The sequence below is a fragment of the Bacillus sp. BML-BC051 genome (genome assembly GCF_019656175.1).
Lineage (GTDB): Bacteria > Bacillota > Bacilli > Bacillales > Bacillaceae_G > Bacillus_A > Bacillus_A mobilis.
This window is the reverse complement of record NZ_BPLI01000108.1, coordinates 1-4,196: the sequence shown is the minus strand read 5'-3', so window position 1 is coordinate 4,196 and position 4,196 is coordinate 1. Positions and strand designations below refer to the sequence as shown.

The following is a 4,196-nucleotide window of genomic DNA, read 5'->3' as shown; positions in this document are numbered from 1 at the left end:
ATAATATGAAGCAATGTTATCTAGTTTTGAAGGAATATGCCTTCATAGTTTGGTGATGATGGCAGAGAGGTCACACCCGTTCCCATACCGAACACGGAAGTTAAGCTCTCTAGCGCCGATGGTAGTTGGGACCTTGTCCCTGTGAGAGTAGGACGTCGCCAAGCAACTTTAAGACGAGTCAGTATGACTCGTCTTTTTTGTGTTTAATGAAATAATTTTGTGATTCATATCGGCTCTATGAGTACGTTTATCTAGCAAGAAATAGCTTTATTTTATTATGATTTCACATCTAAATAGCATACCTTCAGAAAAATATGGAACAGTTTGTTAAACTGTCATTCGTTAACAAGAATATCTACGAGGTATTGCCCTCTGTAGCCTGCTCACACCTTCTTTTATTTCTTCAGTTGTTAAATGTCCATACCCCATAATAATTCGATTATGATGTTTTTCTTTTTCAATGGCGTGGTCTTCCACGGGATATACTTTCACTCCGAGATGTTGGATTTCCTCAAGTAATTCTTTTTTGAATTGAACTTGATTGAATTCAACAATCAGGTGTAATCCTGTAGAATAGCCGAAAATATTGATTTCATTTAAGAATGCTAATTTTAATTGCTCGATAAGGAAGTTTCTTCGATTTTTATAGATTTTTTTCATCTTCATAATATGCCGTTCCAAATGATCTTCGGTAATAAATTTAGCGAGGACAAGTTGATTTAAAGAAGATGTATGTAGATCTAAAAACCATTTGATCCTGCGGCATTTTTCAATAAGGTGTGAGGGAAGAACTAAGTATCCCATCCTAAGGGCCGGTGATAAAATTTTACTAAATGAACCTATATATATAACATGCTCGGGATCCAATCCCTGTAATGAACTTACAGGAGAGCCTTCATATCGAAACTCACTGTCATAATCATCTTCAATGAGATAACAATTCGTTTTTCTTGAGTAGTTAATCAATTGAACCCGTCGTTGAATCGGTAAAGCTCCTCCCAAAGGAAACTGGTGAGAAGGAGTAGTGAAGATGAATTTTGGGTTTTTATTTGCAGGCAACAAAGATGTATCCATTCCATTATCATCAACTGGTATAGGATGAAGGGAGGCTCCTGAATTTTTAAAAATTGTTTGAATGTCATTGGTGATGGGATCTTCTATTAGTACTTCATCACCCGCTGATAAAAATAATTTAGAAACAAGTGTTAAAGCTTGAGTTGCACCGGAAGTAATCACCAATTGTTCTGGATGACAAAAAACTCCTCTTGTTTTTAGCAAATAGCGTGATAAAGCCTTTCTTAATTCGGGACGTCCTTCGGGAATATCGTATCCAAATGTAGAAGGGGGTGCTTCATTCCATGTGGTGTGAGACAACTTTGCCCATACCTTACGTGGAAATAAGTCTAATGCTGGTATCCCTGAGCGGAAATTAATGATGTTACTGTCTTTGTTTGTTTCTTCGCACCAAGATAAAGAGTCAATTAGAGTTGATTCTTTACGTTGTTTTAAATAAGTCCCTTCGGCAATGAATGTCCCGGCTCCTTGTCGAGCGACCAAAAAACCTTCGGAAAGTAATTGATCATAAGCTTCTAAAATTACATTCCTAGACACGCTCAACTCAGAAGATAATTCCCGTGTTGATGGTAGTTTTTCTCCGGATTGTAGCTCTCCGTTTAATATTCGTTCACGTATTTGGTGATAAACCTGGCGAATTAAACTTATATCTAACGATCGATCAATAGGCATCCAAAGCATATAAATGCTCCCTTCATCAAAATTGGTACCATAAAAGTATAGCTAAAATGGTACTAATACGAACCATTTTAGCATGCTATAGTTGGAACAAATAGTTCTAAAGGAGATGAAAATGTGATGACTAAACCAGAACTCCAAGTAGCTCAGGCATTTAAATCGATTGCACGAAATGAACATATAAAATCCTATGTACAACAATCTACCGAACTCTATGCGTTATTATTGCAGGCCGCGAAACGCTTTGTCACCGGAGAAACGAGACATGAGGGGATTATGACAGCAAAAGAACTAATTACAAAAGGGTATCATACTTCACTAGAATACATAGGGGAAAATACTCTAGATATAAAGGAATGTTATAAAGCGAAAAATGAGTTTTTGAATCTTATTGGAGACGTGGGTGCTCTGCCAATAAAACAAACAGTATCACTCGATTTATCGCATATTGGATTATCTATAGATCCAGAAATATCTTATATTCATTTAATGGAGTTGGCAGAGAAGGCAAAAGTATATGGAACTACCATTATGATAAGTATGGAAGAATCATCTAAAGTAGCGGACATACTTTCTATCTATAAAAAAACAACTGAGCAATATCCTAATGTAGGGATAACGATTCAGGCACATTTATATCGTTCGAACAATGATATTCAAGAACTCCTACATTATCCAGGGAAAATAAGAGTTGTAAAAGGTGCCTATCAAGAAGCTTCAGATATTGCTATGCGGAGGTCAACTGACTTAAATCAACAGTATCTTCAGATTGTAGAACAATTAATTGAAAATAATCAGCCTGTATCTATAGCTACACACGATGAAATTCTTATTAAAGAGATGGAGCAACGTCAATATTTTAGTCAATCTAATGTAGAAATAGAAATGCTATATGGAATTCGTCCGGATATGTTAAGTGATTTGAAAAACAAAGGACATAACGCTAGAGTATATTTGACTTATGGGAAAGAGTGGTACTTGTATTTATGTCATCGGATAGCTGAACATCCAGAAAATCTATATCATGCAGTGACAGATATGATACATCCATATTCAGCACAGCAGAGTAGGGAATATTAAATAGACATTTAATCTTAAATGTAAAAATTATTTTGGTTATGGCCCAATAGAAAAAGAGTCGGATTTTCCTTAGAGTAGAAATTCCGGCTCTTTTTCTATTGAAACTTTTTTAGTTTATATTTGCGTTAAATACATACAGGACTTCTATGGGTGTTGAAAAGATTATGATTTATAATTGTGCAGCCGTATACCTCGTTTTTAGGGTGTTTTATATGTATTGGTTTCTTATTGTTATGTATTCTTAGAATTATAGCTAGAAATAAATGAATTTATAATTCAATATGTATTTCAAAACGGGGGATACATAATAGAAACAATAAAATTACATGCTTTGTTAGTAACTTGATTCGTTCTTCTAACGGTAAAACGTAAATAATAGGTATAGGATAAACATTCTTAAATGTGATAAAAAGTAATAAAGTGTAATGAGAACGAACGTTCCTTTCAGGTGTGTTAAGTATATTCGATCAATTGAGGTACGTATTTTTAATCGAGTATAGTTTATTTGTATATCTTAAATGTTTATTAAGGGGCTATAAAAGTTATTACGATTAGGCCGTATGGAAGTGGATGCTGCTAAAGATGAAAGAGATATAAGTCTGCTATTTCAGTGATACAGGGATAGTTAGTAAATGTTTACGAGTAAATAGGTAAGTAAGCGTTACTTCATATAAGGGGAGCTCCATAACTAGAGTAGTCTATAAAGATTTATGTATCGTTGTTTGTTATAAGGATGCGTATCTTTAATCGTTTCTAATAGAGTACCTGATAAGTAAAGAGGTATTAGGGAGTGTGATAATTTTTAAACTACATATTAGTATGTATTAAAATAAGATTGTTAGTTTCGCTGGGGGGGAACTTACGTGCAAATTAAGTCTAGTGTATAAGTAAACTTGAATGTATTTTGGAAGAAATGAAAGTAAAGAAGAAGAGGCTTTGCTGATAATACAATTTTTATAGGTTCTTCTCTAGAGTAGAGAGTGTAAAAATATTAACTTGAATATATTTATAAAAAGGTATTGACGATTGAACATTAGAGGTGTAATATAGAACAAGTCGCCGATGCAATAACGCAGAATGCGGCAAACGAAATGAAAAACTTAGTTGACATTAACTAACGAAGATGTTAACATAAGGGAGTCGCAAATGAGCGACCAAGTAGTTCTTTGAAAACTGAACGAAACAAACAACGTGAAACGTCAATTTTTATTTTTAGATGCTAGACAAACTAACTTTATTGGAGAGTTTGATCCTGGCTCAGGATGAACGCTGGCGGCGTGCCTAATACATGCAAGTCGAGCGAATGGCTTGAGAGCTTGCTCTCAAGCAGTTAGCGGCGGACGGGTGAGTCACACGTGGGTAAC

2 protein-coding genes and 2 rRNA genes are annotated in these 4,196 nt (G+C 34.9%); 3 read left to right on the top strand and 1 reads right to left on the bottom strand.

Annotation, left to right across the window (positions count from 1 at the left end; genetic code table 11):
• The first annotated feature begins 48 nt into the window (after positions 1 to 48).
• Positions 49 to 164: ribosomal RNA gene (gene rrf / locus K5S59_RS28775) — 5S ribosomal RNA — on the top strand.
• A gap of 178 nt (positions 165 to 342) precedes the next feature.
• On the opposite strand, the gene pdxR is transcribed toward rrf, so the two are convergent.
• Complete coding sequence (gene pdxR / locus K5S59_RS28770) at positions 343 to 1,755, bottom strand: MocR-like pyridoxine biosynthesis transcription factor PdxR (protein WP_000964510.1); 1,413 nt, start codon at positions 1,753 to 1,755, stop codon at positions 343 to 345.
• 117 nt (positions 1,756 to 1,872) lie between these two features.
• Between pdxR and K5S59_RS28765 the strand changes: the two genes are divergently transcribed.
• Both K5S59_RS28765 and K5S59_RS28760 read left to right on the top strand, forming a co-directional pair.
• Positions 1,873 to 2,832, top strand: a complete 960-nt coding sequence (locus K5S59_RS28765; protein WP_000165406.1) for a proline dehydrogenase family protein — start codon at positions 1,873 to 1,875, stop codon at positions 2,830 to 2,832.
• Between the two features lie 1,234 nt (positions 2,833 to 4,066).
• Positions 4,067 to 4,196, top strand: a 16S ribosomal RNA gene (locus K5S59_RS28760); the annotation flags it as partial.